This is a genomic window from Rhodococcus sp. UFZ-B548 (assembly GCF_903819475.1).
In the GTDB taxonomy this organism is placed as follows: domain Bacteria; phylum Actinomycetota; class Actinomycetes; order Mycobacteriales; family Mycobacteriaceae; genus Rhodococcus_F; species Rhodococcus_F erythropolis.
Map to the genome: position 1 here is coordinate 110,142 of NZ_CAIJDS010000012.1, position 25,282 is coordinate 135,423.

Sequence of the window (25,282 nt, forward strand, 5' to 3'; positions counted from 1 at the left end):
CCAGCGTCGTGTAGCGAAGGGTCAGCGTTTCCAGACGTAACGACGCTCCGGGCGGCCCACCACTCCGTATTTCAGCGAGGTGGTGGACCGCCCGGACTCGTAGAGGTACTCGAGGTAGCGCCTCGCGCTCGCGCGCGAGATACCGACTCTCTCGGAAATGTCTGTTGCCGAGGCGGGTTCGGTGTCGTCTCGCAGAGCTGTCTCGACCAACAGAAGAGTCTCGGGACTGAGTCCCTTGGGTAAACCTTTGTGGGACGACGCCCCGGGCGCGCCACCTGCCACACCGAAGGCCTCGTCCACTGCTGTCTGTTCTGCTTCGCCGGAGCTGTCGAGATTCGCGTATGTCGATCGGTAACGCTCGAGACGCTCACGGAGAACCTCGAACGTGAATGGCTTCATCAGGTAATGCACGACGCCGCTGCGCAGCGCCTTCTTGACCGAGCCGGCCTCGCGCTCACTCGTGATGACAAGAACATCCAGCTCCGGTGCCAGCTCGCGAAACGGGGCGATCAGATCGAGTCCGGTGGTGCCAGGCAGGTGGACGTCGAGAAGCACCAGGTCGGGTTGGAACTCACCGACTGCGGCCAGCGCGGCCTCGGCCGAATGGGCGACGCCACACACTTCGAAACCGTCTATCCGCGAGACGAATCCGCTGTGCACCTTCGCCACCATGAAGTCGTCGTCGACCACCAGTACCCGGATCATGCGCCCTCTCCGTCGCGTAGGACTGCGGTGAATACAGTCCATTCGATGCCTTCTGTCGAACGACTACTCACGGTGACGTCGCCACCGCGTCGACGACACGTCAGGCGTACCAGTGCCAAGCCGAAACCGTGTCCGTCGCTCGATTGTCCCTTGGTGCTCCAGCCCTGGCCGAAAACCCTGTCGCGATTCTCCGGCGCGATACCGGGGCCGGCGTCCTCGACCCGCACTTCGACTGCGGTGCCACGGCCCCGAACCGACAATCGAACCTTGCGGCGCGACGCTTCCGGCATCTCACCGACAGCGTCGACGGCATTGTCGACGAGGTTTCCGACCACCGTCACGAGGTCTCGGCCGAGTCGGCGATCAACCGAGTCCAGGTGCGTGTCCGAGGTCAGTTCCACGGTGACCAATCCCTGTGCAGCGGCACCTATCTTGGCGATCACGAGTGCGGCAGTGCCGACGTCGGCGATCTTGTCGGTCACGGCTGCACTGACCTGTGCGCGCTCCATGGTCAGGCCCTCGACGTAGCCGACCACCTCGTCGTACTCGCCGAGCTGGATGAGGCCGGAAATGGTGTGCAACTGATTGTCGAACTCGTGGATGTGGGCGCGTAGCGCGTCCGTGCTGGTTTTGGTCACGTCGAGTTCTTCTTCCACGGAGCGCAATTCGGTGCGGTCGCGGAAGGTGGTGACCGACCCGATGGTGCGGCCTTTCGATTCGATCAAGACGGTGTTGAGGACGAGTAGTCGATCTCCGACAAGAACCAACTGATCGGATTCGGTTGTGCCGGAGGTCAGTACACTCTGGAGTCGGTCGTCGAGACCGAGGTCCCGCACAGATCTACCGGCACTCCCGCGTGGGATGTCGAGGAGTTGGTGGGCACTGTCGCTCATCAGCACCACCTTTCCCTGCGCGTCGAATGCGATGACACCTTCCTTGAGGCCACGCAGCATCGCCTCACGTTGGCGAACCAGATCCAGGATCTCGCGAGCCTCCATGCCGAGAGTCTGCCGTTTGACCCTGCGGGCCAACAGGATCGAACCGACGCCCCCGAGAAGCGAGGCCACCGCGAGGTATACCAGGAGGTTCGGTGCAGACTGCAGCAGCCGCGTCCAGATCGAGGGGTACTCGATGCCGACGATCGCGGTTCCGGTGATCCCTCCTTCGCTGCCGAGAATCGGAACGTGCGCTTCCACTGCCTTGCCGGAGGACGTGTCGACCAAACCCGTCCATGACCGATCCTGTGTCTGACGTGCGTCGACGCCGACATCACCGGGACGCGTCGAAATGACGACACTGCCGTCGGCGTCGGCAAGCGAGACGTAGGTGACGCCCGAGATTGCGCGCACCGAGTCGACCGAACCTTGTAGTCCGGAGCGGAGACGAGTCTGTGCCTGGGGGAGTAGTTCACGTACCGCTGGATTGGCTGCGAGTGATTCCGCTGCCGAGAGTGCGCGACGTCCCTCCTCGCGTTGGAAACTCGCAGACGACTGAGCGAGAGAGAGGGCGGTGACACACACGAGAACTGCGACGACGATCAGAAGTTGCAGTTCGAGAAGTTGGGTCGCCAGAGTGTGCCGGCGCCGAAACAGGCGCTCACGCAGAGGCGACTTGCGCTCTCGCTCGGCCTGCTCGTTTCCTGAGGACACCAGCCAGACCCTAGCCTTCGGTTCGATGCCGGGAAAGCAGTTGTTCGTGAGCACAATGAGCACAAATCAATTTGCTTTCCCAATGGTGACCCCAGTCACAAAGTGCGTCAGTATGAAACCTGTTCACACAGCGGTACCAGCAGACAGCCAGTAGACAGCCAGCAGACAAGGACAAGGCCATGAGGACATCGAAGCGACTGAGCAGGCATATCGCCCTGCTCGGTGCTTGCGCGATGGCTCTCGTGCTCTCGACCGGATGCACTCCGGTCGAGTCCTTCTTCGCCGGTGGTCGAGCGGGTGAGACTTCCGAAGAACTGCGTGTACTGGTGCCCTCGGTGGCCGGTGGTGGTTACGACCTGACCGCCCGGACCATGGTGCAGGCACTGGCCGACGAAGGGACCGTCGACGCCGACGTCGTTGTTCTGCCCGGATCGGGTGGCATCGTCGGACTCAACCGGTTGGCTCTCGAACGCGGAAATCCCGATCTACTCATGGTCATGGGACTCGGCGTTCTCGGTTCGCTCGAGATACTGCCGTCCGAGCACACCCTTTCCGACGTGACACCGATCGCGAGACTGGTCGAAGAGCCGGAAGCTGTACTGGTCCCAGCAGATTCGCCTTACAAAACTCTGGCAGATCTGACGCAGTCCTGGGTGGCGGATCCGTCGTCGATCTCGATCGGTGGTGGTTCGAGTGAAGGCGGACCGGACGGGCTGTTCCGCCTTCTGTTCGCACGGGCGGTCGGCGTCGATCCGTCGCTGTCCCCTTACCGAATCTACGACGGCGGCGGAGAGCTGCTTCCGGCGCTGCTGACCAGGCAGGTCGACGTCGCCGCCACCGGTATCGGGGAGTACCTGGATCAGATTGCGGCAGGCACGGTTCGGGTCCTTGCGGTCAGTTCGCCGGAGCGCACTCCGGCGGTGGATGCACCGACCATGGCGGAGTCGGGCGTCGACGTCACGTTCACCAACTGGCGGGGTCTCATGGCGCCCCCCGGATTGAGTGACGACCAGCGTCAGCATTTACAGAATTTAGTGCGGGATCTGGCGGCAAGTCCACGGTGGAACGAGCTGTCCGACCGAAATGGTTGGAACAGCGCAGTTCTCACCGAACCCGAGTTCTCTGCCTTCCTCGCCGAACAATCCCGGTTCGTCGACGCGACACTCGATCCGCCCGGCACCAACTGAGCACAACCGAAGTTTCGTTTCATCTCCACGAAGGCCACCGGCTCGATTTGCCGTGCCGTTTTTCTCGGCAACTCAGCACAAAAGGAGTTCATCATGCTCGTCACACTCGGCTTCCTCATGGTTGCGGTGTTCATGTTCCTGATCCTCACCAAACGCGCGACCCCGGTGGTGGGACTGACCCTGGTGCCGGTGGCCTTCGGACTACTCGCCGGAGCGGGCCTCGGCATCGGCGACATGATCACCGACGGCATCAAGTCGCTCGCACCCACCGCGGCGCTGTTGTTTTTCGCGATCATCTTCTTCGGAATCATGATCGACGTCGGCCTCTTCGATCCGCTGGTCAAACTCATCTTGCGGATGGTGCGAGACGATCCGATGCGGCTCGTGGTCGGCACCGCGGTGCTCGCGATGGTGGTCTCGCTGGACGGAGACGGTTCGACGACCTTCATCATCGTGACCTCCGCGCTACTGCCGCTCTACCTCAAACTCGGTGTCAGTCCCGTTGTACTGACGGTGATCGCCGGCTTGTCCAACGCGACGATGAACATCATTCCGTGGGGTGGCCCGACCGTGCGGGCGGCTAGCGCGCTGGGACTCTCGCCCTCCGACGTGTTCGTCCCGATGGTGCCGTCGTTGATCGTCGGCCTGATCATGGTGCTCGGATTCGCGATTCACCTCGGGATCATGGAGCGTCGCAGGATCGGGACTTTGGTCCTGACTTCTGAGCGCATCCTCGAAAAGGTCGGAAACGGTGGAAGTTCCAGCGCCGGTAGCGCCGGCACCGGCGGCTCGAACGACTCCGAAGACGACGGCGGCGACACCGGACGATTCATCGACGGCCTCGACCCCAAGCGGGACACCTTGCGACCGAAGCTGCTCTGGTTCAACGCCGCGCTGACGACGATCCTTCTCGTCGTGCTCGTGATGGACATCCTGCCCATCCCGGTGCTGTTCATGATTGCGTCGTCGATCGCTCTCGCGGTCAACTTCCCGGCGGTCAAGGATCAGGGCGAAGCAATCGCACGCCATTCGTCGAGCATCGTCTCCGTTGTCGCGATGGTCCTGGCAGCAGCGGTGCTGACCGGCGTTTTCCAGGGAACCGGCATGGTCGAGGCGATGGCAGAGTGGCTGCTCCAGGTCATTCCCGACGCGATGGGCCCGCATCTGGCCGTCATCACGGGCGTCCTGAGCATTCCGCTCACGTTCTTCATGACCAACGACGCGTTCTACTTCGGTGTGCTGCCGGTGCTGTCCGAGACGGCAGCCCAGTACGGCATCGAGCCGGTGGAGATGGCGCGCGCCTCGATCACCGGGCAGGCCGTGCACATGCAGAGTCCGCTGGTCCCGGCGATCCTGCTGCTGGTCACGCTCGCCGGTGTTTCTCTGGCGGATCACCACAAGAAGGTCCTGTGGCGAGCAGGCCTGATCTCGATCACGATGCTCGTGGTCGGTGTCGGATTGGGGCAGATCCCCTTCTGAGTGCGATCAGTTGTGGAAGGGGCACCGGCCTTGGTCGGTGCCCTTCTTCTTTTTTGTCACGAAGTTGGGCCGGATGTCGAGATCGGGCTCGTCGTACAGGCGGTGGAACGTCGGCGTGAGCGAGCTGGACATGGGCGGGTTCACCCATGACCAGTCGGTCGGGCACTTGCGCCCGGCCTTGTCCTCACGCGCGATGTGATCGATGAATTGCTTTGCGACAGTGTGATGGTCGACCATGATGACGCCGGCCTTGCGGTAGCTGTGGATAACTGCACGGTTCAGTTCGACCAGTGCACGGTCCTTCCAGAGCGTGCGGTCGTGGCTCGTGTCGAGCTCCATCATCGCCCCGATGGTCGGCAACATGTTGTAGCGGTCGGTGTCGCTGAAGTTGCGTGCACCGACCTCGGTGCTGACGTACCAACCGCTGAACGGTGTGCAGGGATAAACGATTCCGCCGATGTCGAGGTTCATGTCCGAGACCGCGGGAACGGCATGCCATTTAAGCCCCAGATCAGCGAACCAGCTGTATTCGGGATGCTCGATCTCGACCTCGAGAACGAGGTCGGTCGGGACGTCGAAGTACTGCAGGGGTTCGTCGGGAACCGAAATCAGCACGGGGAGAACGTCGAACGCCGTACCGGCGCCCTTCCATCCCATCGCGGTGACCTGAGCGGTGAGATCGACGTGCCACGGGTCGCCCAGGATGGTGCCGTCCGGTTGCCGGTAGCCGGCGTAGCGGATCAGTTGCGGGCTGAGGATGCGGTACTCCTGGCCGTCCTCGCGGGGAAGCGGCCCGACCGTCACGACGGACTGCAGAGCGCCGCCGTTGGTCGACAGTCGCAGGTGCTCCCAGCACGCTTCTGCGAGAGCGGAAGCCGTGACGGCATCGCGCGCGTCGATGAGTTTGAGGGTCCGCCAATGCGCGCGACCGACGCACCTGGCGTGGTTTCGCCAGGCGAGTTTGGCGCCGACGAGCAATTCCTCCGCTGTGTGCGTGTAGGTACCGGTCCGGTGGAGCTCACGCAAGGCCTCGCGCCGCCGAGACGTCGGGAGGTGGCCCAGTTCCGGAGAGTCGAAAAATTCGACGCACTCGAGTTCCCGACGTTGAAGCTCGGTCAGCGTCGGGGTGGTGGAGGCGATCTGGGACGTAAGCCCGCTATCGGTGGGCAATTCGTCCTGTCGAACAAAATCCACGGCACGACTCCTGTTTGGCTGGTTGAGATTTCGCTGAACGTTAGCTCGGCGATTGAGAGTGTCGAAGCTCTTGTTTATCTTGCACGCAAGAATAAGAAAGGGACGGTCACACCGCGAAATGGGGTCGCATTGTGACACTTGTCCAGAATGATTTACGAGTCAGACATTTGTGACATAAGCTGCAGACGAAATTCCGCGGCGGGTCTTGCCGCGTCTAGTCGGGACGAGGATGAGCGTGGATTCGCAAGCAATCTCTCTGGTCCGGTCGAGCTTCAAATCCGTCGCTGCGGTAGAAGATGGTCCGGAACGGCTCGCCCGTACCTTCTATTCGATCCTGTTCGCTCGATCGCCCGAAACGCGGGAGTTCTTTCCGGCGGCGATGGATGTGCAGCGGGACCGGCTTGTCGGCGCTATCGCTCACGTCGTCGAACGCCTCGACGAGTCCGACGCGATACTCGAGTACCTCGCGCAGCTCGGCCGCGATCACCGCAAGTACGGCGTCACCGACGAGCATTACACGGCAGTCGGCAATGCCCTGATCGAAGCACTCGAGACTTTCGGTGGCGCCGAAATGTGGACAGACGAGGTCGACAGCGCATGGCGCAACGCGCTCGCGATCATCTCGGCAGCGATGATGGACGCCGCCAACGCGGAGGACGGCCCGCCCGCCTGGAGTGCCACCGTCATCGAATGCCGCCCGGTCATCAAGGGCGTCGCCGTCGTCAGGCTGCAACTCGACCAGACTATGCAATACCGCGCCGGTCAGTACGTCAGCGTGCAGGTCGCCGCGAGGCCGCGGATGTGGCGCTACCTCTCACCGGCCACGCCGTACGACGGGACTGGAGTCCTCGAGTTCCACGTTCGTCAGGTCACCGGCGGGTGGGTCAGCCCGGTCATGGTGAACCAAACCGCTGTCGGTGACACCTGGGTGGTCGGTTCGCCCATCGGCGCCCTGGGGATTCCGGAGAACTCCAAGGACCTTTTGATGATCGCGTCGGGAACAGGTGTCGCGCCTCTTCGCGCTCAGATCCTCGAACTGATCCGACGCGGCAACACTCGCAAGGTCCAACTGTTCTACTCCGGACAGCATCCGTGCGATCTCTACGACCTTCCTCATCTGTGGAAGCTGGCCGAGAAGCACCCGTGGCTCACGATCATCCCGGTCTCGGAAGAAGACGAGAATCCGTGGTGGCACACCGAACCGGAACCGCTGCCGCCGATCGGCATGGCAAGGCGCATCGTCGGCAAGGTCGGTAAGGTCGTGACCTCGTTCGGGGACTGGGCGGGCTACGACATCCAGGTCGTCGGCAGTGAATCCATGGTCAACAGCACCAAATTCAGGCTTCGCGCGGTGGGCATCGACGTCGACACCGTTCGCAATGATCCGACGTACTGACCGTCAGTACGGATCGAACTGAATGACCTCGGCCGGCGTTCCGGCCTCGATCAATCGATCACGCGTCGATCGAACCATGGCCGCTGATCCGCACACCAAGACCTGATGTTCGGTGAACGCACCGTACGACGCGACGACGTCGGCGAGCGTGCCTTCGATGAGATGGTCGTCGCCGAATCCGATGTCGACGTTCAAACGGTCGAACCACCCGTCGGGCGGGCCGCCGTCGGAGAGATCTTCGACGACGGGAATGGGCTGCAACCACGGAAACTGATCGGCGAGCAGCCACAACATGTCCGCTGCGTAAAGATCGCGAAGCGTTCGGCCACCGAAGAAGAGGTACACCTGCGGCGGGTTCGGGGTCTGAGCCAGATCGAGAATGATCGACCGGAGTGGGGCCAAGCCGGTTCCGCCCGCGACCATGATGACGGTGGGGCCGTTCTCGTCGACGGACAGGTTGCCGCGCGGGTCGAGGATCTGCCAGACGTCACCGGGTTGGGTGTCCTTGACTATCGAACCGCTGACCCAACCGCCGGGAACCGTCTTGACGTGAAACTCCAACTTCCCGTCGTGTGAGGGAGGCAGAGCGGGGGAGAGTCGGCGGAGCAACCGCGAATTCTGCGGGACGCTGACATCGACGTACTGGCCGGGTCGGAACGGGACGACGTCGCCGACAAGACGAACAACCGCCAGATCCTCACGGAGACGGTGATGTTCGACGACTGTGCTCGACCAGGTTCGCTGGGCCATGAAAGTTCTCCTGTAGTCAGTAGAGCGGGTCGTGCCGGATCTGGTCGAGCGGAGTTCCGCCGGCACGCAAGGCGTAGACGGTGGTCTTGATCATCGACGGTGACCCCGAGATCTGCACCTGACGGTCGGCCCACGAGCCGAACTGCGAGACCACTTTTCCGATCGGTCCGATCAGTCGGCTGTGCATTCCGAAGGGTGGCTCCAGCACCGGTCCGTTGTGCCACCAAGGGTTTTCGGGTTCTTCGGAAACCGGTACGACGGTCAACCACGGATTACTGAGCGAGATGTGCCAGAGCGTTTCGAGGTCGTAGAGGTCGCACGGATACCGGCCGCCGACAAACAGGTGCACGCGCGGATTGTGCGCGCGTTGGGACATTTCCATCACCTGTGCCCGCAGTGGGGCGATGCCGGTGCCGGATCCGATCATGAGAACGTCACGGTCGCTGGTGAAGTCGACCTCGAGACCGCCGAGGGGAGTGGACATGACCCAGCGGTCACCGACGTTGGTCTCGCTGACGATCGCGGGGCTGACCCATCCTCCCGACACCTTGCGGATGTGGAACTCGAGCTGACCGAAAGGGTTGGTCGGAATCGCCGGTGAGTAGTACCGCCACATTTTCGGACGCTGCGGAATCTGAACGCCGACGTACTGTCCCGCCCCGTACGGAATGGGTGGGTCGGCTTCGAGGCGCACTATCGCCAGATCGTCGAGGACTCGTTCGTGGCTGACCACGGTTGCGCCCCAGAGTGCCGGGGTCGTATCGGACTCGGCGCCGTCGGCCATCGTGCTCACGACGAGGTCGGTGAACTGAGACCAGGCGTCCTCCAGTTCCTGCGTCCACTTGTAGCGACTGTGCGCGCTGGTTCCGTACATCGACCGAACTGCGCGCTCGAGTGCAACACCGGCAGCCTCGTAGTGCTCACGCTCGACGCCGTAGCGGCGATGATCGCGGCCGAGTTGGGTGAGGAACTTCCGGATCCGACGATGCTGGGGAAGGTTCTTGACGACGAACTCGATCGCTCTGAAGAAACGGTGCCCCTGCGATTCCATCCCGGCCGGGAACAATGAGCGGTACAGAGGATGTTCCGCAAAGAGGCCGGTGTAGAACACTGCCGAGAAGTGCGCACGGCTCTCTTCGTCGTCGGTCAGAGAATCGAGGCTGGATTGCAGACGGGCGATCACTGTCGGATCCAATCCATCCCCCTTTCGCACCAGCTGCAACTCTCGCCACAATTCTAGTACGGCTGAAAATGTGACCTACGAAACCAACTCGGCCTGGCGAAAACAAACTTGAGCGGAATAGACTCAAGTTTGTCCGCGTTGAGCATATTGACACAGTCGCAATACCAACCGGTCGCGGCTCTTCCCGTTCGACTTCGCCAGAAAGGTGACAAGTGGACTCGTTCACACCAACAACCAAGACCCAGGCTGCGATGACGGCTGCACTGCAGTCGGCGTCGTCGGCGGGTAATCCCGATATCCGGCCTGCCCATCTGCTGGTCGCATTGCTCGACCAGACCGACGGCATCGCTGCCCCACTACTCAAAGCTGTAGGCGTCGACCCCACGGTCGTACACCGTGAAGCACAGGCAATCGTCGATCGCCTGCCTAAGACGACCGGCGCAAGCTCCACCCCGCAACTCGGGCGTGAGGCACTCGCGGCACTCACTGCTGCTCAGCACCTCGCCACCGAGATGGACGACGAGTACGTCTCCACCGAGCACGTCCTCTACGGACTGGCCGGCGGCGACTCCGACGTCGCGCAGTTGCTCGTACGTCATGGCGCTACCCAGGACGCATTGCGTGAAGCCTTCACCACCGTCCGCGGCAGCGCTCGCGTCACCAGCCCGGAGCCCGAAGGCACCTACCAAGCACTGGAAAAGTACTCCACCGACCTCACCGAAGCTGCACGTAGCGGCAAGCTCGACCCGGTGATCGGTCGCGACACCGAGATTCGCCGTGTCGTGCAGGTGCTCTCGCGTCGTACCAAGAACAACCCGGTACTCATCGGTGAGCCCGGCGTCGGCAAGACCGCGATCGTGGAGGGCCTTGCCCAACGCATCGTCGCGGGTGACGTCCCGGAATCGCTTCGAGGCAAGACCGTCGTGTCCCTGGACCTCGGGTCCATGGTCGCCGGTGCCAAGTTCCGCGGTGAATTCGAGGAACGCCTCAAGGCAGTTCTCGACGACATCAAGAACAGTGCCGGACAGGTCATCACCTTCATCGACGAGTTGCACACCATCGTCGGCGCCGGCGCCACCGGTGAATCCGCGATGGACGCAGGCAACATGATCAAGCCGATGCTCGCCCGCGGTGAGCTGCGGCTGGTCGGTGCCACCACGCTCGAGGAGTACCGCAAGTACATCGAGAAGGACGCAGCACTCGAGCGTCGTTTCCAGCAGGTGCTCGTCGGTGAGCCCTCGGTCGAGGACACCATCGGCATCCTGCGCGGTCTCAAGGAGCGCTACGAGGTTCACCACGGCGTACGCATCACCGACTCCGCGTTGGTGGCTGCTGCCGCGCTGTCGGACCGGTACATCACCTCGCGGTTCCTGCCGGACAAGGCCATCGACCTCGTGGACGAAGCCGCATCGCGACTTCGTATGGAGATCGACTCGCGACCCGTCGAGATCGACGAGGTGGAACGCACTGTTCGCCGACTCGAAATCGAAGAAGTGGCACTCGAGAAGGAGACAGACGACGCGTCCAAGGCTCGGCTCGAGAAGCTGCGTCAGGAACTCGCAGACGATCGCGAAAAGCTCAATCAGCTCAGCACCCGCTGGCAGAACGAAAAGCAGGCCATCGACTCGGTGCGCGTGCTGAAGGAACAGCTCGAAACCCTGCGAGGAGAGTCCGAACGCGCTGAGCGTGACGGCGATCTGGGCAAGGCAGCCGAGTTGCGCTACGGCCGCATCCCGGCGCTGGAGAAGGAACTGGAAGAGGCAGCAGTCGCTTCCGGAGCCGCCTCCGACGGTGACGTGATGCTCAAGGAAGAGGTCGGGCCGGACGACGTCGCAGACGTGGTCGCAGCCTGGACCGGCATTCCGGCCGGCCGGATGATGGAAGGCGAGACCGAGAAACTGCTCCGCATGGAGTCCGAACTCGGCAAGCGCGTCGTCGGCCAGACCGACGCCGTCGTCGCCGTCTCGGATGCGGTTCGCCGCGCCCGAGCAGGTGTCGCCGACCCCAATCGGCCCACCGGTTCCTTCCTGTTCCTCGGCCCGACCGGCGTCGGTAAGACGGAGCTCGCCAAAGCCTTGGCGGACTTCCTCTTCGACGACGAGCGCGCGATGATCCGTATCGACATGAGCGAATACGGTGAGAAGCACTCGGTGGCCCGACTCGTCGGTGCCCCTCCGGGCTACGTCGGCTACGAAGCCGGCGGCCAGCTCACCGAAGCAGTTCGGCGACGCCCGTACTCGGTGGTCCTCTTCGACGAGGTCGAGAAGGCACACCCTGACGTGTTCGACGTCCTGCTTGCAGTGCTCGACGAAGGCCGACTCACCGACGGTCAAGGCCGCACGGTGGACTTCCGCAACACCATCCTGATCCTGACCTCCAACCTGGGATCCGGTGGCACGCGGGAGCAGGTCATGGACGCGGTACGCCACGCGTTCAAGCCGGAGTTCATCAACCGTCTCGACGACGTGGTCGTCTTCGACTCGCTCTCCGAAGAGCAGTTGGAGCACATCGTGGACATCCAGCTCGAGCAGCTGCAGAAGCGTCTGGCTGCGCGTCGTCTCACCCTCGAGGTGAACGGTGCGGCTCGGATGTGGCTCGCGGTGCGCGGCTACGACCCGCTGTACGGCGCTCGGCCATTGCGTCGACTCGTTCAGCAGTCGATCGGCGACCAGCTCGCCAAGCTGCTCCTGGCCGGCAAGGTCCAGGACGGCGACACCGTGCACGTCGGTGTCAGTGAGGACGCGGATCAGTTGGTTCTGTCCTGATTCGGTAAGTGGAATGCCCTGTCGATCCAAGTGGATCGGCGGGGCATTCGCATTTTGTTCTACCCTGGATGGCTGGATGCTCGAACTGGGGATGTCTGCACCCGCGCCTCTCCGAACGACTTCGACGCTCTTTCGTCCCAACCGAAGGTGAGCCAGGCATGACCGATCAGAACGATCCGCGTAACTCGGGTGGGCCGCGCCGTGAGGATCCCGAGGCCACCGAGGTGTGGGGGCGTACGCCCGACCAGCCGACAGAGCAGTACGGGACGGTGTCCGGCCAGAATCCGAACCAGCCGACGGAGTATTTCGGTCAGCAGCCGGGGGCACAGCAGTATCCCTACGGTGGCCCGGATCAGAACACGGAGTACTTGGGGCAGCAGGGGCAGCAGCCGAATCCCACTCAGGCGTTCCCTGCCTACAACCCGCAGTTCGATCCGCAGGCGCCGCCGCCCGGAGCGACGCAGGCCTATCCGCCGTACACGGCCCAGCAGTACGGGACCACGGATCAGTACGGAAGTACGCAGCAGTACGGAAATACACAGCAGTATCCGGTTGCCGGTGGTGGCGGTGGTGTCCCGCCGGAACAGCCGTTCATCGAAGACGGGTCGTCGGGAGGCGGCAAGAAGCGCAAGCTCGCGACATGGGTGGCCGCCGGCGTGGTCGGGATCCTGGTCGCCGTGATCGCGATCATCGCGTTCTCGGCGTTCGGTTCGAACGACAAGGGCACCCAGACCGCTTTCGTTCCCCCGACAACCACGACGCAGGCGCCGACCACCACACCGCCGAAGGCGAGCACCACGGCACCGACTCCGACGACGGATTCCCCGCTCAGCCAGCTCCCGGGCGGGCTCGGCGAAGTCATCGGCGACGCCGGGGGAGCCGTCGGCACCGTCAAGTCGAACGACGGCGGCACGTTGGTCATCGATTCGATCGGTGGATCGCAGGTGACGGTTCTGACCACAGCCGACACCACCCTCATCGCGCTCAACCGCGCCACGATCGCCGATCTGCAACCAGGAGACAACATCGTCGTCGACGGAACTCCGGTGGAGAACGGCACGATGACCGCCAACACGATTCTGAGTACGTCGTTGCCGAAGTTCGGCAACTGAGTCGTTCACGACACATCAGGCGAGTCCACCAGGGTGTCGCGGGAGGTTGAGGCCGCGAGTCGCTACCCTGGAGGGTGATGACTGGAATGTGGTTCGGACTGGCAGCAATTGCACTCGCAGGCGCGGGTGCGCTCCTGTACGTCGACAGGACGAGGCGAGATCAATCCGGGCGAGTGCGTCAGATCTGGGCCAAGGCGCAGGGATACACGTACACGGCCACTGACGATCAGCTGGCGGGCGAATGGCATCGCGCGGTCATGGCGAAGCAGGACTACCTGACTGCCACCGACGTCGTCCGAGGCCGTCGTCGCGGAGAGCAGTTCGTGCTGTTCGACCTGGAAGAGACCGCAACCATCGTCGCCGTTCGCCGCGAGATCGGGTCGGACGTCGACATCGATCTTCGGTTGAAATCGACGGCTCCGCCCAAGGACGGCGACCTGAACCTGCTGGGTGCGATCGGTTCACGAGTCGTCTTCGCGACCGATCTCGAGATCGCACGTCGTGTCTGTGATCAGCGCATGGTGGCGTTCACCGAATCGGTTCCGTCGTCGATCAGCATGCTGTGGAGCGAAGGGCAGTGGACGCTCGGTTCGCTTCCGGTGACCAGTAACGGCCGGGATTGGGACGCTGCAATCGAGTCGGTTGCGCGCCTGTCCGGCATTCTGCATGTCCTGCCTCCCGTCACCGATCCCAACGAACTCGAGGTCGATCACGATCCGAGCCGCCCGCGGCCGGGCGCCGAGAAGTCTCGCCCAACTCCGGATCCGGTAGAACAGCCCCGTTCGCGTCAAGAGCAGCCGCCCCGTGAAGCTCCGCCGCGTGAATTTGCCCCGCGTGAGTCCGCACCGCGTGAGCCTGCACCGCGGGAATCTGCGCCACGTCCGGATCAATCGCTGCGCAAGCCCGAGGCGGCTGACAAGCCGGCTCAGCGTCCGGCGTCGCAGCGCTCGGGCACAATTCGCCCGGTCGACTGACCTTTAAGGTTCCCGTCCAGCCGCGATAACCACTAGCGTGGCCGGTATGTCGACTTCCCACTCGGATCGCCCTGTGCGTCCCGTTGCCCTGGTGACCGGACCTACCTCTGGTCTCGGCGCCGGTTTCGCCAAGAAATACGCCTCCCTCGGATACGACCTGGTTCTCGTCGCACGTGACGAGGTCAGATTGCACGACCTCGCGTCCGAGTTGAAGACGATGTTCGGCACCGAGTCGGAGATTCTGGTTGCCGATCTCGCATCGGAGGCTGGACGCGACACCGTCGCGCTTCGTCTGGAGAAGGGCGTCGAGGTGTTGGTGAACAACGCCGGATTCGGTACCTCCGGCGAGTTCTGGACTGCAGATCCGGCGCTTCTTCAGTCTCAACTCGACGTCAACGTCACCGCCGTGATGCGGCTGACCCGTGCGGCGCTGCCCAGCATGATCGCGTCGGCGCACGGAACGATTGTCAATGTGGCGAGCGTCGCGGGCCTGCTGTCCGGGCGGGGTTCGACGTATTCGGCAAGCAAGGCCTATGTCATCTCGTTCACCGAAGGGCTTTCCGGCGGGTTGGCCGGGACGGGAGTGCGCGTTCAGGCGCTGTGCCCGGGCTTCATCCGCACCGAGTTCCACGAGCGTGCGGGCATCGAGATGTCCACGATCCCCAAGCCGATGTGGTTGAGCGTCGACCAGGTGGTTGCGGCGTCGATGAAGGATCTCGGTGACGACAAGGTCATCAGCATTCCGGGAATTCAGTACAAGGTCCTCACGACGGCTGGGCGTCTGGTTCCCAAGGGGCTGGTTCGCCGGTTGACCAACATCGTCGGACGAGGCCGCGGGCGCACGTAGCCCAGAGGCAGCAGCCGAACGTAGCCCAGAGGCAGAAGCCGAACATAAGCCAGTGGTCGGTAGGCTGAGCACTCATGAGCGATCGTGAGGATTTGGCTGCGCTGGTGCGCGAATTGGCTGTTGTACACGGAAAGGTGACGCTGTCTTCGGGCAAGGAAGCCGATTACTACGTCGACCTTCGCCGCGCGACACTTCACCACAAGGCGGCGCCGCTGATCGGCTCGCTGCTGCGTGAACTGGTCGCGGACTGGGATTTCGACGCCGTCGGAGGTTTGACGATGGGCGCCGATCCGGTTGCGATGGCGGTGATGCACGCTCCCGGACGCCCGATCGACGCGTTTGTCGTTCGCAAGGCTGCGAAGGCTCATGGGATGCAGCGTCAGATCGAGGGCCCGGACATCGTGGGCAAGCGTGTCCTGGTTGTCGAGGACACGACCACGACGGGCAATTCTCCGTTGACAGCAGTGAAGGCTCTGCGCGAGGCAGGGGCCACAGTGGTCGGAGTCGCTACCGTCGTCGATCGCGCGACGGGTGCGGACGCGATTATCGGCGCCGAGGGCGTCGAGTACCGATCGCTGCTGGGCCTGGAAGATCTGAACCTGAGCTGACGCCCCGTGAGTGGTTAAGGAGTCCCTGCACTCCTCAACCACTCACAGGGTCAGTCGCCTACGGTGACGGCGAGTGCTTCGTCGACGCTGTGCGGCGCGGGATCGTGGTCGTCGACGTGTGCGAGGACCTTGCGTCCGCTCGACAGGACGAACACGGCAGCGAGGGTGAGCACCGCGCCGACCCAGAACGGCATGTGGACGTTGGACTCGCCGAGCTTGCCGGCTACCCACGGAGCTGCGGCGCCGCCGACGAATCGAACGAAGCTGTAAGCAGCCGAGGCGGTCGACCGTTCCACGGGCGCCGAGATCATGACGGTTTCGGTGATGAGTGTGTTGTTCACACCGAGGAACAACCCGGCGAGGACGACACCCACGATCAAGACGATCTTGTTCTCGGTGAAGAGCGCCATCATGCCGAGGTCGAGTGCGAACAGTGTCAGCGCCAGCATCATCATCGGTAGTGTGCCGAAGCGTCGTTGCAGTCGAGGGGCGAGGAAGACCGACGAGATCGCCAGCATCAGGCCCCATCCGAAGAAGATGAAACCGATCGGGTACGCCCCCATGTCGAGGGGGAACGGTGTGTACGCGAGCAGCGTGAAGAATCCGTAGTTGTAGAGCAGCGCGGTGATGGCAACGGTGAGTAGCCCGCGGTGCCGCAGCGCCTGGAACGGTGCAGCGATGGATGTGTGGTGTTCGGGCTTGGGTGCGCTCGGAAGCATCACGACGATGAGAATGAAAGCAACCGCCATCAGGGCTGCGACGCCGAAGAACGGTGCGCGCCAGCTGATGTCACCGAGAACGCCGCCGACCAGCGGTCCAACCGCGATACCGATGCCCAGTGCAGCCTCGTACAGGATGATCGCCCGTGCGACGCCGCCGCTGGCCGCGCCGACGATGGCCGCCAGTGCCGTTGCGATGAAGAGTGCATTGCCCAGTCCCCAGCCGGCACGGAATCCGACGATCTGGCCGATGGTGCTGGAAGCGCCTGCCAGAGAGGCGAACACGATGATGATGGCAAGGCCTACAAGAAGCGTTTTCTTGGCGCCGATGCGGCTGGACACCACACCGGTGATGAGCATGGCCACGCCGGTGACGAGCATGTAGCTGGTGAACAGGAGCGAAACCTGCGACGGTGTGGCGTCGAGTTGTTCGCCGATCGGCTTGAGGATCGGATCGACCAATCCGATGCCCATGAAGGCGATGACGCTGGCAAAGGCTACCGCCCACACCGCTTTCGGTTGTTTCAGGAGGCTCGGCGGAGCCTCGTTCTGGTGCGTTGATGTCGCGGTCGTGTTGCTCACGGCCACCTCCTTTTTCAGTGGTGGGTATTTCAGCTGGGGTCGGAAGTCTTGATGATGGACCGCAATTCGGCCAATCCGTCGGCCAGTTTCTTGATCTGCTCGGGCCCGAGTTCGACGAAGTGGGGGACTAGAGCGTCGGCGATCTCGTTTCGGCCGTCGTTCAGGATCTTTCGACCCTTCTCGGTCATGGCGACGCGCACTGCGCGGGCGTCCTCCGGGTCGGCGCGGCGTTCGACGTAACCGTTCTCGCCGAGTTTGCGCAGTAGGGCAGTGGCAGAGGGCTGCGAGCTTCTGTCGAGTCGAGCGAAATCGCTGATCCGCATTTCGCCGTATTCCTCGAGGAGTGAGAGCGCGCGCAGCCAGGCGCGTGGGTACTGATCGGACGCGAAAGAACCTGCCAGCTTCGCGAAGCGGTGCGTGTTGCTCACGAGGTTGACGAGTAGTTCGTGCAGTTGCTGCTCTTCATCTGTCACGAAAAATATTATTGCATAGGGTAACTATGTAAATCAACGAGTCCGTAGAAGGTGGTCCGTCACACTCGTGGTGACCAGTGCCGCGATGTCGAGGCCGGGTGCAACGAGCGCGAGGCTTCGATTTGCCGCCAGCACTGCGATGCCGTGGGTTCCGGTCCAGATGGTCACTGCAGAAGTGGTGGGATCGGACGCGTCGGCCTCTTCGGTCACGGCTTGCAGGGCGGCGAAGAGCGGGAGTGACGACTCTCGGAGGTTGCTGCCGGCGGCTTCGAGGAGGTCGTGGCGAAATATCAACTCGAACATCGCCGGCCGCTCCTGGGCGAATGACACGTATTCGATTGCTGCCGAGATCAATCGGCTACGAGCGGGTTGTTTGCCGACAAGTGCCGGTTGGAGTCTTTCGGTGAGATCGCGCAGGCCGTGTGAGGCAATTGCGGCAAGCAGGCTGTTGTGGGTCGGAAAGTATCTCCGCGGGGCGCCGTGCGACACGCCCGCCCGGCGCGCGATCTCCCGTAGCGTCAGTTCTGTGGCGCCGTCGGCATCGAGAATCTCGACGCCGGTGGCGACGAGTGTTTCGCGAAGGCTGCTGACAGTCATGGAAGACAGTGTCTATTATTCTGGACGTAGACACTGTCTACTAGACGGAAAAGGTGATGCCCTGTGCTCTATTGGCTGTTCAAATACGTTCTGATCGGCCCGGTCCTCTGGCTGTTCGGGCGGCCGACGATCGAGGGGCAGCACCACATCCCCAAGAAAGGGCCGGTGATTCTCGCCGGAAACCATCGGGCAGTCGTCGACTCGTTCTTCCTGGTTCTCATGGTGCGCCGGCGCATCACCTTCGTCGCGAAGAGTGAATATTTCACCGGGACCGGTGTGAAGGGCGCGATGCAGCGCTGGTTCTTCGGTGGGGCGGGTCAGGTGCCGATCGACCGTAGTGGCGCCGATGCCTCCCGTGCGGCATTGGACACGGCCATCGGAATTCTCGACAAAGGCGGAGTCTGGGGGATCTATCCCGAGGGAACGCGATCGCCCGACGGATGCCTGTACAAGGGAAAGACCGGAGCGATTCGTGTCGCCTTGGAAACCGGGGCGCCGGTCATTCCCGTCGTCGTGCACGGCGGCGACGCAGTCAACCCGCCGGGTACGCGGATGTGGCGCTTCAGCAAGGTCCGGATCACGGTAGGGGAGCCGATCGACTTCTCTCGGTACCGCGAACTTCGTGGCTACCAGGCCGTCGTGCGCGCGGCGACGGACGAATTGATGTCAGTGCTCTGTGACCAGTCGGGGCAGGAATACGTCGATGTCTACGGCGCGGACGTCAAATCCGGCGATGCTGCCTGAGTGACCCAGTACGGTCGCTGTTGGACGTGTAACCAACAGGAGGATTGTGATGGCGGGCAAGTGGGGCATCGAGCACGCAGTTTTTGCGGCGGCGACGGCAGCGACGGTGGTCGGGGCAGTGGTCGGTAACGAGCGGGTTCAGCAGATCGCGAAGCCGCTGATTGCACCTGCCTTGGCGGCCCGAGTGCTGCGCAAGCGCTCGGAGACGGAAACAGCCGATACCGCACTGCTTCTCGCCGGCCTCGCCGCTGCGACCGTCGGCGACGTGTTCATGATCGACCCGGACAACGATGCTCGTCTGATCAAGGGCGCGTCCTCGTTCGCGGTGATGCAGGCCAGTTACTCGGCTCTTCTCCTGCGCCGCGGGGCACGGCCGACCCGTGCTGCCCTCAAACCCCGCATGAGCGGTTGGTCGACGGCGTCCGGTCTGCTCCGTGCCAAGGCACCGAGCGTGTCGACGCCGCTCACCGGATACGGATTGATGTTGGGAACCACCTCGACGTTGTCGGCGGACCCCGCTCTGGCACCGCAGTCCAAGGCCGTGCTCGACGTTGTCGTCCCGAACAAGGATCGACGCTCCTGGCTCGGATTGGGCGGAGTGCTCTTCACCGCGTCCGACGGGCTGATCGTGGTGCGTCGACTGTTCATCCGCGGGACCGCCGGCCGTGCCGCTGCCGAGGGTGTGATCCTGGCGTCGTACGCGGGAGCGCAACTGATGCTGGTGGAGGGCATGTTGGCGCTGGGACGCAAGAAGAGCGTCTAGTTTTTCACGGGCACAGCATGATTCGGTCTCGGTTCTTCGGGTCCACCATGACGGTGACCGTGGATCCGGGAGTGATCTTGTCTTTGAACTCGGGTCGGATCTCGTACTCGATCCGGCCCGAGTACGAATCGGAACCTGGAACCGTGAGGCGGAGTGCGAGCTTGGCCAACTCGCCGTCGACGGTTCGACGCAGGGGTGTGACTTTGTCGATTCGTGCCCACCCTTCGAGGCCGTGCTTTTCGAGCTTGCGCTCGGCGCGGGTCGGGCGATTGGCCCAGGCCATTCCGAATCCGAGTACGGAGCCGAAAGCAGCGAGTAGCCCGCCGATCTGATAGGGCAGAGTGCCAGGTGGGGTGTGCTCGACCAGCCATCCGAGCCACACCGCGAGCACGATCAGATATCCCACCGCGATGAAACATACGGTGTGTACGACGCGACGGTGATTCATCAGATTTCCTCCATATCCAGGATAGCCTGACCGGATGAGCGAACCGAACGTCTTCATCACCGGTGCTGCGGCTGGAATCGGGCGGGAGACGTCGCTGTTGTTCGCGCGCAACGGATACCGCGTCGGCGCGTTCGACATCGACGACGCCGGCCTTGCCTCCTTGAAGGCCGCGATCGACGGTTTCGGTGGGAGCGTCGTGACGGGTGTCCTGGATGTCACCGATCCTGCCGGATGGGCGCAGTGTCTGGCCGATTTTGCCGGGGAGTCCGGGCGTCTGGACATCCTGATCAACAATGCGGGCGTGCTCTCCTCGGGACGGTTCGAGGATATTTCTCTTGCGGCGCATCGCCGAATGGTCGACATCAACATCACCGGCACCCTCAACGGCACGCACACGGCTTTCCCGTACCTCCGCGATACCGTCGGCGCTCAGGTGGTCAATCTGTGCTCCGCTTCGGCGATCTACGGCCAGCCCGAACTGGCGACGTACGGTGCAACCAAGTTCGCGATCCGCGGCCTGACCGAGGCGCTCGATCTGGAATGGGCGCAGCACGACATCCGTGTTCTCGCGCTCTGGCCGTTGTTCGTCCAGACCGCGATGGTCACTGGAATGGACACCGGAGCCACCAGATCGTTGGGTATCAAGCTGACTGCCACCGACGTCGCGAAGGAACTGTGGGCGGCCACACGCGGCGCCGGACGCGTACACAAGGTTCACTACCCGGTCGGAACGCAGGCGAAGCTCTTTCTCAGTGCGTCGCGGTTCTCGCCCGCGTGGCTCTCACGGCTGATGAACAAGCGCGTCACCAGCACTTAGTCGACCACACGATAGAGTGCACTGTCGGCTGTTGCTGGGCCAAGATGACGTGTGTGGAGGTAGTCGGGTGGTTCGTGTTCGGGTGGGGTTCGTCTTGTTGGGCGTCGGGTCGGCGCTCGTGCTCGCAGGGTGCGGCGGGGAGGCGGATTCAGCGCCGACCGTAGCGGCGCAGCCAAGTTCGACCACCACTACCGCAGTGCCGACGACAACCACCACCGTCGCGCCCGTCGTCCCCACGACCACCGAACCACCGACCACGACGCTGCCACCGACGACGACGCTCACGGACGTGCAGTTCGAGCGCAACGAGTCGTACTACTTCACCACTCCCGACGGGAACTTCCAGTGCGGCATCATCAAGTTGCCCACCAGAATCGAAGCCGGGTGCGAGGGAACGACCACTCCGGTTCCGCCGCGGCCGGAGAGCTGCATGGTCAACTGGGGCAACGGTATTCGCGTCACCGACGAGGGTGAGGGTGCTTTCATGTGTTCGGGCGGAGAGGTGTACACCTCGGGCGGTCCCGACGCCGATCCGGTGTTGGCGGCCGGTCAACCGCTGAGCAAACTGGGTTTCACCTGTACGACCACCGCGACAGACGTCTCGTGTGTCAACGATCAGACCACGCACGGCTTCACGGTGGCTGCAGATTCCAACGAGGTGTACTGATGACCGAAGTCGCAGCCGACGACGTCTCCGGTGGGGCCGGTGAACCGGGACCCACCGAGTGGGGCGAGAACCCCAACGGCGTCGGGCCGTGGGCCGAGGAGCACGACACGGAACCGCCGACAGACGAGCGCTACGACCCCGTACTCCTCGCCGAGGGTGATCGTCGAAACGTCTTGGACGAGTACCGGTACTGGACGCGGGAAGCGATAGTCGAGGACATCGACTCGCGCCGTCACACGATGCATGTCGCCATTGAGAACTTCGCGCACGACGCCAATATCGGCACGGTGGTTCGCACGGCAAACGCGTTTGCTGCGGCCGCGGTCCACATCGTGGGGCGTCGGCGCTGGAATCGGCGGGGCGCCATGGTGACCGATCGATACCAACACATCGTTCACCACGCCGACATCAGCGAGCTCGTCGAGTACGCCCGTGAGAATTCACTCACGATCGTGGCCGTCGACAACACCCCGGGGTCGGTGCCGCTGGAAACGGCAAGCCTGCCGCGAGAGTGCATCCTGCTGTTCGGTCAAGAAGGGCCCGGAGTGACCGATCATGCGAAAGAGGTTGCGTCCATGACGGTCTCGATCGCGCAATTCGGGTCGACTCGCAGCATCAACGCCGGCGTCGCGGCCGGCATTGCGATGCACGCGTGGGTACGTGAGCATGCCGATCTCGCCGATTCCCGCTGATCTCGCTCGCGAATTCCGGCTAGCGCGTAGCGCCTCGACCAGACAGGATAGGTAGTTATGCAGGAAGTGTGGGCAGAGCGAGCCGATGCGGCTGAGGGCGCGATAGTCAGTCGTCACCTTCGGCGCCTGTGGGGACTGCCCCGGACAGCACTCGGCGTGGTTGCCTGGCCTGCTGTTCGGCGCGAGCGGATGTTCAAGCCGTGGCACTACTGGTGGCAAGCACACCTGCTCGACACTGCAATCGACGCGCTCGAACGTGACCCGACGCCCAAGCGTCGTCGCCGGGTGGCGAAGGTTGCCCGCAGTGTGCGGGTCCGCAACGTCTCGGCGTGGACCAACAACTATTACGACGACATGGCGTGGCTGGGCCTCTCGCTCGAACGTGCTCAACGTATGTTCTCGGTCGATCACCGGACCGCGGTCCAGGCGCTCGAATCGCAACTCTTCGATTCGTGGTCCCCGGCCGACGGCGGCGGTATTCCGTGGTGCAAAGGTTCCGATTTCTACAACACACCGGCAAACGGACCCGCCGGAATCATGCTGGCGCGCACCGGAAAACTCTGGCGTGCGCAGGCAACGGCCGACTGGATCGACGAGACGCTGCGGGATCCGGACTCCGGACTGATCTTCGACGGTATCCGCCGCGACGGCACCCTCGAGCGCGCGATCTATTCGTACTGTCAGGGCGTCACGCTGGGGTTGGAAACCGAGTTGTCGACGCGATTGGGCGAGCCGCGTCACCGCGAGCGAGTCCACAAACTCGTCGACGCGGTGTACGACGGAATGACCGAGTACGGAGTCATCACGGGCGGTGGCGGAGGCGACGGCGGGCTGTTCAACGCAATCCTGGCTCGCTACCTGGCGTTCGTGGTGGTGAACCTGTCCTGGGAGACTCACGAGGACCTGCGAGCGCGCGAACTCGCAGCGCAGATCGTTCTGTCCTCCGCGGAAGCTGCCTGGAACAACAGACTGCAGATCGAAGGTCTGCCGCTGTTCGGGCACGACTGGACCAAGGATGCTCAGTTGCCGAGTCTGTCCGGCGACATCGCCACCTTTGCCGCCGGAACCGTGCGCTCGTCGAGCGTGCCCGAGCGAGACCTCTCGGTGCAGGTGGGTGGGTGGATGCTCATGGAGGCGGCCTTTGTCGTCTCGGCGGCTGGATACCCGCGTAAGCGTTAGGCTTTTCCCTCATGGAATCCCGGCACGTGGTCGACGCGGACGGCGTACGTCTTCACATCGATGTCGGTGGGGCAGGGGCGGACGTTCTGGTTCTCTCCGGCGGCCCGGGATGCGTTCACTATCTTGCTCACGACGAGCTGGTTCCGGAAGGAATGCGCGCGTGGTGCCCTGAGCCACGCGGAGTCGGCCGGTCCGGTGGCGGCGCTCATACGATGGCGCAGGCGGTTGCGGACCTCGAACTCGTCCGACGCACGTTCGAGATCGACAGCTGGGTCGTGTTGGGGCACTCGTGGGGATCCGACTTGGCGGTGCGGTACGCACTCGACTGTCCGGAATCGGTGTCCGGCGTCGTCGGCATCGCGGGGCACGGCCTCCACAAGGACCGGACCTGGTCGAAGCAGTACGAAGCGGGAATCGAGCCGGACCCGCAGATACCTTGGGAACCTGTTGTCTGGCAATCGCTTCAAGAATCGTTCATCGAATGGATCCATGAACCACAGCTGTTTCGGCAGTTGGCCGACTCACCCGTGCCCATGACATTTCTCGCGGCGGCCGACGATATTCGCCCGTCGTGGCCGTTGCAGCAACTGGCCGAGCTCGTGCCTAACGGTAGTTTCGAGGTCATCGACGGTGTCGCGCACAACTTCTGGCAGTCTCACCCGCTCCTGTGGAGGAAGATCGTCACCGAGGCTTGTGCAACGCACTCTCGACTCTCCTGATCTCCACCAGGATCCGCTCCGCAACGGTCTGGTATCCCAGGCTCCGATTGACGGTCAGCATCGGGTGATTTTCCGCGTTCACCGTTGTGTAAATTCTTCGCAGCGAGGGAAATTCAGCTGCCAACACAGACGCTTGTTGCTCCTTGACCCACCGAGCGAGACCGTGTCCGCGGTGCTGGGGAAGTACCACGGTGTCGTGCTGCGATGCGTGGGTGCTGTCATGTTCGTCCACCGTCACCACTGTCGCTGCGGCTACTTCGCCGACGCTGTCGTCGACCGCGCAGCACACCAGGAGTACCTGAGAGCCACCCGTCATCTTCTGTTCCCACGATCTGACCTCGTCGGCTCCCCAATTACGTTCGGGCATATGCAGTTCGGCGCCCGGCGCGTCGAGGAGTCGGTTCAATGCCTCCGAGAAGGAGTGGACCAGCTCGTCCGGGGTTCGGTTGCGCCAACTGACGATTCGATAGCCGGGGCGGGCACTGTGTGCGGTGGGAGGGCTGAGGTGCTGAACCTGGTTGGCCAACCGAAGCAACACACGGTGGCCGTCGAACGATCCCAGGAAATGCTCGGCTGCGCTTCCGACGAGCGCCGTCACTCTGATTCTTCGCACGCCGAACCCGGCGATGTCGACTTCGGCGAGTTCGGCAAGCGCTCGTCCTACCCCTCGTCGCTGCGCGTGGGGTGTCACGTACATCCGAAACTCTGCGAGATCAGGTTCCGCCGAGTTGCGTCGCGCCTGGGCGATACCGAGGACCTCGTCCGTTCCGCCGTCGCGTGCGATCCAACGCCATACATCGGCCGAACCGTCCTCGGCCTCGATCATTTCCATCAGCGCCGTCGCTGTCGGCGCAGTTCCGGACAGGTGACGCTGGCCTTCGGCGAAGACCTCACACCACTGGTGAAGAACCGATGCTGTCGATCCGGACGGTACGAACTCGGCTACAACTACGCGGCTCACCCATGTGACGATACCGAGCTGCCAACCCCGAGTTGGAATCACGCGAACCCTAACCCTGTCGGACTGCGGCGG

The 25,282-nt window shown here is 63.2% G+C and carries 25 protein-coding genes; 15 read left to right on the forward strand and 10 right to left on the reverse strand.

Translation table 11 applies throughout. The features are described from left to right. Nucleotides 1–21: 21 nt before the first annotated feature. Together H7C86_RS13355 and H7C86_RS13360 are read right to left on the reverse strand one after the other, a co-directional pair. A complete protein-coding gene (locus H7C86_RS13355; protein ID WP_020906624.1) occupies nucleotides 22–705 on the reverse strand; it encodes a response regulator in 684 nt (227 codons plus the stop codon). Next, nucleotides 702–2,354, reverse strand: coding sequence for a sensor histidine kinase (locus H7C86_RS13360; RefSeq protein ID WP_259349110.1), 1,653 nt, complete (start codon nucleotides 2,352–2,354; stop codon nucleotides 702–704). Before H7C86_RS13360 ends, H7C86_RS13355 begins: the two co-directional genes overlap by 4 nt. A 179-nt stretch (nucleotides 2,355–2,533) precedes the next feature. Between H7C86_RS13360 and H7C86_RS13365 the strand changes: the two genes are divergently transcribed. Further along, the gene (locus tag H7C86_RS13365; RefSeq protein WP_256922207.1) at nucleotides 2,534–3,541 is read left to right on the forward strand and encodes a tripartite tricarboxylate transporter substrate binding protein; all 1,008 of its coding nucleotides are present in this window, start codon (nucleotides 2,534–2,536) and stop codon (nucleotides 3,539–3,541) included. A gap of 93 nt (nucleotides 3,542–3,634) precedes the next feature. Then, a complete protein-coding gene (locus H7C86_RS13370; RefSeq protein WP_153210894.1) occupies nucleotides 3,635–5,020 on the forward strand; it encodes a CitMHS family transporter in 1,386 nt (461 codons plus the stop codon). 6 nt (nucleotides 5,021–5,026) lie between these two features. Here the strand turns inward: H7C86_RS13370 and H7C86_RS13375 are convergent, their stop codons facing one another. Beyond that, on the reverse strand, nucleotides 5,027–6,214 hold the full coding sequence (locus tag H7C86_RS13375; protein WP_182261676.1) for a nitric oxide synthase oxygenase: 1,188 nt from the start codon (nucleotides 6,212–6,214) through the stop codon (nucleotides 5,027–5,029). Nucleotides 6,215–6,449: 235 nt separating this feature from the next. On the opposite strand from H7C86_RS13375, the gene H7C86_RS13380 reads away from it, so the two are divergent. Next, nucleotides 6,450–7,610 carry a globin domain-containing protein gene (locus tag H7C86_RS13380; protein WP_029254742.1) on the forward strand — a complete coding sequence of 387 codons (1,161 nt, stop codon included), beginning with the start codon at nucleotides 6,450–6,452 and terminating at the stop codon, nucleotides 7,608–7,610. A gap of 3 nt (nucleotides 7,611–7,613) precedes the next feature. Here H7C86_RS13380 and H7C86_RS13385 read toward each other — a convergent pair whose 3' ends face one another. Then, nucleotides 7,614–8,360, reverse strand: coding sequence for an FAD-binding oxidoreductase (locus H7C86_RS13385; protein WP_003944435.1), 747 nt, complete (start codon nucleotides 8,358–8,360; stop codon nucleotides 7,614–7,616). A gap of 16 nt (nucleotides 8,361–8,376) precedes the next feature. After that, the gene (locus H7C86_RS13390) at nucleotides 8,377–9,573 is read right to left on the reverse strand and encodes an FAD-binding oxidoreductase (protein WP_044480052.1); all 1,197 of its coding nucleotides are present in this window, start codon (nucleotides 9,571–9,573) and stop codon (nucleotides 8,377–8,379) included. Nucleotides 9,574–9,755: 182 nt separating this feature from the next. Between H7C86_RS13390 and clpB the strand changes: the two genes are divergently transcribed. The 5 genes from clpB (at nucleotide 9,756) to pyrE (ending at nucleotide 15,849) form a co-directional block, all read left to right on the forward strand. After that, complete coding sequence (gene clpB / locus H7C86_RS13395; RefSeq protein WP_020906630.1) at nucleotides 9,756–12,308, forward strand: ATP-dependent chaperone ClpB; 2,553 nt, start codon at nucleotides 9,756–9,758, stop codon at nucleotides 12,306–12,308. A 158-nt stretch (nucleotides 12,309–12,466) separates the two neighbouring features. Then, nucleotides 12,467–13,420 carry a hypothetical protein gene (locus tag H7C86_RS13400; RefSeq protein WP_182261677.1) on the forward strand — a complete coding sequence of 318 codons (954 nt, stop codon included), beginning with the start codon at nucleotides 12,467–12,469 and terminating at the stop codon, nucleotides 13,418–13,420. Nucleotides 13,421–13,506: 86 nt separating this feature from the next. Further along, on the forward strand, nucleotides 13,507–14,394 hold the full coding sequence (locus H7C86_RS13405; RefSeq protein ID WP_070385439.1) for a hypothetical protein: 888 nt from the start codon (nucleotides 13,507–13,509) through the stop codon (nucleotides 14,392–14,394). Nucleotides 14,395–14,440: 46 nt separating this feature from the next. Next, entirely contained in the window at nucleotides 14,441–15,241 is an 801-nt protein-coding gene (locus tag H7C86_RS13410; RefSeq protein ID WP_029254745.1) for an SDR family oxidoreductase, read from the forward strand. 74 nt (nucleotides 15,242–15,315) lie between these two features. Continuing rightward, complete coding sequence (gene pyrE / locus H7C86_RS13415; protein WP_019749433.1) at nucleotides 15,316–15,849, forward strand: orotate phosphoribosyltransferase; 534 nt, start codon at nucleotides 15,316–15,318, stop codon at nucleotides 15,847–15,849. Between the two features lie 50 nt (nucleotides 15,850–15,899). On the opposite strand, the gene H7C86_RS13420 is transcribed toward pyrE, so the two are convergent. The 3 genes from H7C86_RS13420 to H7C86_RS13430 are packed head-to-tail and all read right to left on the reverse strand — an operon-like array spanning nucleotide 15,900 to nucleotide 18,220. Continuing rightward, the gene (locus H7C86_RS13420; RefSeq protein ID WP_020906634.1) at nucleotides 15,900–17,156 is read right to left on the reverse strand and encodes an MFS transporter; all 1,257 of its coding nucleotides are present in this window, start codon (nucleotides 17,154–17,156) and stop codon (nucleotides 15,900–15,902) included. Between the two features lie 23 nt (nucleotides 17,157–17,179). Then, nucleotides 17,180–17,623, reverse strand: coding sequence for a MarR family winged helix-turn-helix transcriptional regulator (locus H7C86_RS13425; protein WP_019749435.1), 444 nt, complete (start codon nucleotides 17,621–17,623; stop codon nucleotides 17,180–17,182). Between the two features lie 33 nt (nucleotides 17,624–17,656). After that, nucleotides 17,657–18,220 (reverse strand): TetR/AcrR family transcriptional regulator, encoded by a 564-nt coding sequence (locus H7C86_RS13430; RefSeq protein ID WP_070385424.1) that lies wholly within the window; start codon nucleotides 18,218–18,220, stop codon nucleotides 17,657–17,659. A 63-nt stretch (nucleotides 18,221–18,283) separates the two neighbouring features. Between H7C86_RS13430 and H7C86_RS13435 the strand changes: the two genes are divergently transcribed. Continuing rightward, the gene (locus H7C86_RS13435) at nucleotides 18,284–18,964 is read left to right on the forward strand and encodes a 1-acyl-sn-glycerol-3-phosphate acyltransferase (protein ID WP_019749437.1); all 681 of its coding nucleotides are present in this window, start codon (nucleotides 18,284–18,286) and stop codon (nucleotides 18,962–18,964) included. 49 nt (nucleotides 18,965–19,013) lie between these two features. Further along, nucleotides 19,014–19,727, forward strand: a complete 714-nt coding sequence (locus H7C86_RS13440; protein ID WP_020968803.1) for a lysoplasmalogenase — start codon at nucleotides 19,014–19,016, stop codon at nucleotides 19,725–19,727. Nucleotides 19,728–19,731: 4 nt separating this feature from the next. On the opposite strand, the gene H7C86_RS13445 is transcribed toward H7C86_RS13440, so the two are convergent. After that, nucleotides 19,732–20,175 (reverse strand): hypothetical protein, encoded by a 444-nt coding sequence (locus H7C86_RS13445; RefSeq protein ID WP_020906637.1) that lies wholly within the window; start codon nucleotides 20,173–20,175, stop codon nucleotides 19,732–19,734. A 34-nt stretch (nucleotides 20,176–20,209) separates the two neighbouring features. Between H7C86_RS13445 and H7C86_RS13450 the strand changes: the two genes are divergently transcribed. The 5 genes from H7C86_RS13450 (at nucleotide 20,210) to H7C86_RS13470 (ending at nucleotide 24,249) form a co-directional block, all read left to right on the forward strand. Beyond that, the gene (locus H7C86_RS13450) at nucleotides 20,210–20,992 is read left to right on the forward strand and encodes an SDR family oxidoreductase (protein WP_020968804.1); all 783 of its coding nucleotides are present in this window, start codon (nucleotides 20,210–20,212) and stop codon (nucleotides 20,990–20,992) included. 67 nt (nucleotides 20,993–21,059) lie between these two features. Beyond that, the gene (locus H7C86_RS13455; protein WP_020968805.1) at nucleotides 21,060–21,659 is read left to right on the forward strand and encodes a DUF6636 domain-containing protein; all 600 of its coding nucleotides are present in this window, start codon (nucleotides 21,060–21,062) and stop codon (nucleotides 21,657–21,659) included. Continuing rightward, entirely contained in the window at nucleotides 21,659–22,351 is a 693-nt protein-coding gene (locus H7C86_RS13460) for a TrmH family RNA methyltransferase (protein WP_019749442.1), read from the forward strand. The genes H7C86_RS13455 and H7C86_RS13460 overlap by 1 nt, the downstream gene beginning before the upstream one ends. 57 nt (nucleotides 22,352–22,408) lie before the next feature. After that, nucleotides 22,409–23,530 (forward strand): glycoside hydrolase family 76 protein, encoded by a 1,122-nt coding sequence (locus tag H7C86_RS13465; RefSeq protein WP_019749443.1) that lies wholly within the window; start codon nucleotides 22,409–22,411, stop codon nucleotides 23,528–23,530. A gap of 11 nt (nucleotides 23,531–23,541) precedes the next feature. Next, entirely contained in the window at nucleotides 23,542–24,249 is a 708-nt protein-coding gene (locus H7C86_RS13470) for an alpha/beta fold hydrolase (RefSeq protein WP_070385425.1), read from the forward strand. Here the strand turns inward: H7C86_RS13470 and H7C86_RS13475 are convergent. Further along, nucleotides 24,212–25,210, reverse strand: coding sequence for a GNAT family N-acetyltransferase (locus tag H7C86_RS13475; protein WP_256278655.1), 999 nt, complete (start codon nucleotides 25,208–25,210; stop codon nucleotides 24,212–24,214). The two genes, H7C86_RS13470 and H7C86_RS13475, sit on opposite strands and share 38 nt — an antisense overlap. Between the last annotated feature and the right edge of the window lie 72 nt (nucleotides 25,211–25,282).

Coding starts and splice junctions, on each gene's coding strand:
- H7C86_RS13355 (WP_020906624.1), bottom strand. CDS start 705: ATGATCCGGGTACTGGTGGTCGACGACGACTTCATGGTGGCGAAGGTG.
- H7C86_RS13365 (WP_256922207.1), top strand. CDS start 2,534: ATGAGGACATCGAAGCGACTGAGCAGGCATATCGCCCTGCTCGGTGCT.
- H7C86_RS13370 (WP_153210894.1), top strand. CDS start 3,635: ATGCTCGTCACACTCGGCTTCCTCATGGTTGCGGTGTTCATGTTCCTG.
- H7C86_RS13385 (WP_003944435.1), bottom strand. CDS start 8,360: ATGGCCCAGCGAACCTGGTCGAGCACAGTCGTCGAACATCACCGTCTC.
- H7C86_RS13400 (WP_182261677.1), top strand. CDS start 12,467: ATGACCGATCAGAACGATCCGCGTAACTCGGGTGGGCCGCGCCGTGAG.
- H7C86_RS13405 (WP_070385439.1), top strand. CDS start 13,507: ATGTGGTTCGGACTGGCAGCAATTGCACTCGCAGGCGCGGGTGCGCTC.
- H7C86_RS13410 (WP_029254745.1), top strand. CDS start 14,441: ATGTCGACTTCCCACTCGGATCGCCCTGTGCGTCCCGTTGCCCTGGTG.
- pyrE (WP_019749433.1), top strand. CDS start 15,316: ATGAGCGATCGTGAGGATTTGGCTGCGCTGGTGCGCGAATTGGCTGTT.
- H7C86_RS13430 (WP_070385424.1), bottom strand. CDS start 18,220: ATGACTGTCAGCAGCCTTCGCGAAACACTCGTCGCCACCGGCGTCGAG.
- H7C86_RS13440 (WP_020968803.1), top strand. CDS start 19,014: ATGGCGGGCAAGTGGGGCATCGAGCACGCAGTTTTTGCGGCGGCGACG.
- H7C86_RS13445 (WP_020906637.1), bottom strand. CDS start 20,175: ATGAATCACCGTCGCGTCGTACACACCGTATGTTTCATCGCGGTGGGA.
- H7C86_RS13450 (WP_020968804.1), top strand. CDS start 20,210: ATGAGCGAACCGAACGTCTTCATCACCGGTGCTGCGGCTGGAATCGGG.
- H7C86_RS13460 (WP_019749442.1), top strand. CDS start 21,659: ATGACCGAAGTCGCAGCCGACGACGTCTCCGGTGGGGCCGGTGAACCG.
- H7C86_RS13465 (WP_019749443.1), top strand. CDS start 22,409: ATGCAGGAAGTGTGGGCAGAGCGAGCCGATGCGGCTGAGGGCGCGATA.
- H7C86_RS13470 (WP_070385425.1), top strand. CDS start 23,542: ATGGAATCCCGGCACGTGGTCGACGCGGACGGCGTACGTCTTCACATC.